This is a genomic window from Neobacillus drentensis, from assembly GCF_036962765.1.
GTDB lineage: Bacteria > Bacillota > Bacilli > Bacillales > Cytobacillaceae > Neobacillus > Neobacillus drentensis_C.
Window position 1 is genome coordinate 1 of the sequence record NZ_JBALOS010000104.1, and the last position, 1775, is coordinate 1775.

At 33.5% G+C, this 1775-nt stretch carries 2 protein-coding genes; one reads left to right on the forward strand and one right to left on the reverse strand.

The genetic code is table 11. The features are described from left to right. The first annotated feature begins 270 nt into the window (after positions 1 to 270). Positions 271 to 1191, forward strand: coding sequence for a TetR/AcrR family transcriptional regulator (locus tag V7137_RS14120; RefSeq protein WP_335698676.1), 921 nt, complete (start codon positions 271 to 273; stop codon positions 1189 to 1191). An 8-nt stretch (positions 1192 to 1199) separates the two neighbouring features. On the opposite strand, the gene V7137_RS14125 is transcribed toward V7137_RS14120, so the two are convergent. Beyond that, positions 1200 to 1613 carry a type II toxin-antitoxin system HicA family toxin gene (locus V7137_RS14125; protein ID WP_335698677.1) on the reverse strand — a complete coding sequence of 138 codons (414 nt, stop codon included), beginning with the start codon at positions 1611 to 1613 and terminating at the stop codon, positions 1200 to 1202. Positions 1614 to 1775: the final 162 nt, after the last annotated feature.

Genomic DNA, 1775 nt, shown 5'->3' on the forward strand with positions numbered 1-1775 from the left:
ATTTAAGAATGCAATAAAAGCTCCGACAATCAGTACGGCAAGAACGCCATACGGTGGGCCTGCAGTCTTTTTTATGGATTGATCCATTAAATTTCCCCCTATAATAAATGTTCAAATTTTTATACTCCTGTTTCACACTTAGATAATAATATACGCTCAGTTCAATTTTTGCAATTAAAAAAACCTACAAAATTATGGGTTTGTAATCATTCTATAAATAATGTACTATAATTTTATACTAATAGTACAAATTGAAATTAAGGTGATTTTATGAATGACCGCAAACTGCATGTAGTAAATATGGCTCATCAATTATTCATCGATAAAGGATTCCAAGCAACGTCTATACAGGATATTTTAGACTATAGCGGGATTTCTAAAGGGACATTTTATAATTATTTTTCATCTAAAAGCGAATTATTAATCGCGATTTATAAAACAATTTATAAGAAGCTGGAAAAGGATCGAAACGATTTACTAATCGGTCAAAACCCTTCAAGTATTGAGATTTTCATTAAGCAAGTGGAAATGCAAATGATTTCTAATAGGAAAAATAAATTAATTGCCCTTTACGAGGAAGTATTGTCCTCTAATGATGCCGACCTCAAACAATTTGTCCAACGGAGTCGTTTAAATTCTCTTCGTTGGTATTTCAATCGGTTTATCGACATCTTTGGCGAAAGGAAAAAGCCATTCCTTTTAGACTGTGCGATTATGTTTCAAGGGATATTACAACATAATGTTCAATACAATAGAATGGCCCATGAATCTGGTGAAAAAATAAGCAGTGTTGTCCGCTACAGTGTGGCGCGAATAGTTAAAATGGTTGATGAGGTTTCTGAATCAGGGGAGCAATTAATAGAACCTAAAACTTTAGAAAAATGGGTTCCTGGCTGCGAAATAAACAATCAAGAGATAATCACCCAGTTGATGAAAATAACGGTAACATTACGGTCATCGATAACGAAGAGCATTCAGGAAGTAGAAGAACAAAACAAATACAATGAACTTTTGGATTTTATTCAAGAAGAAATCATCCATACTAGATCACCAAGAAAGTTTCTTATTCAAAGTGCTCTGTTATCTTTAAAGCAAAACCCCGCATCACTCTGGAAAAAAGAGCTAGGGCAGCTTAATGAATTGATTGAGTCTTTCTATAGTCTGACAGAGTCGATAGACACAACCCCCTAATCCAAGGATTAGGGGGTTATGTATGTAAGTCTTTTATTATTTGAAAAGCGTTGCTGAATTTCCCAAATAAAGTAATTCTTTGAATATGGTTTTACTACTACAATTGCATCCTCACCATTTTTTGTAAATATTAACCCTGAACCCATTTGTTCTTGAAACTTCCACCCTTTTGATTTCATATATTTATTTACCACATTGTAGCTGCTACTTCCATTATTTTCCGACAAGAACCTGCTACGTTTTTCTGTTTTTGAGAACAGTTCAAATTCAGAATCGGAAAAGTGAAGTTTCATTGCAGAAATAATTAATGGTATTGGATTTCCCTCCTGAAAAAGAGCAGATCCAAAACTGCTGAAAACTAGACCACATCCTATGACTGCAACAATCACGAGGGTAACGGACATTTTTCTAATCCCCTCCACCCCTTCGCCTCCTTATTTATCTGCTTCTATTTAATTAGACGACGGATGGGTATTTTTGGTTTCGGAAAAGAATATTTCATTTTCATTAAAATTGTTTTAATATGAGCTATTGAATTTATTAATTAGGATAATAAGTTATTTAAAGGCTATGTTAAAGTTTAT

Bases quoted from the DNA above. Each gene is read 5' to 3' on its own strand.
- V7137_RS14120 (WP_335698676.1), top strand. From the start codon at position 271: ATGAATGACCGCAAACTGCATGTAGTAAATATGGCTCATCAATTATTC.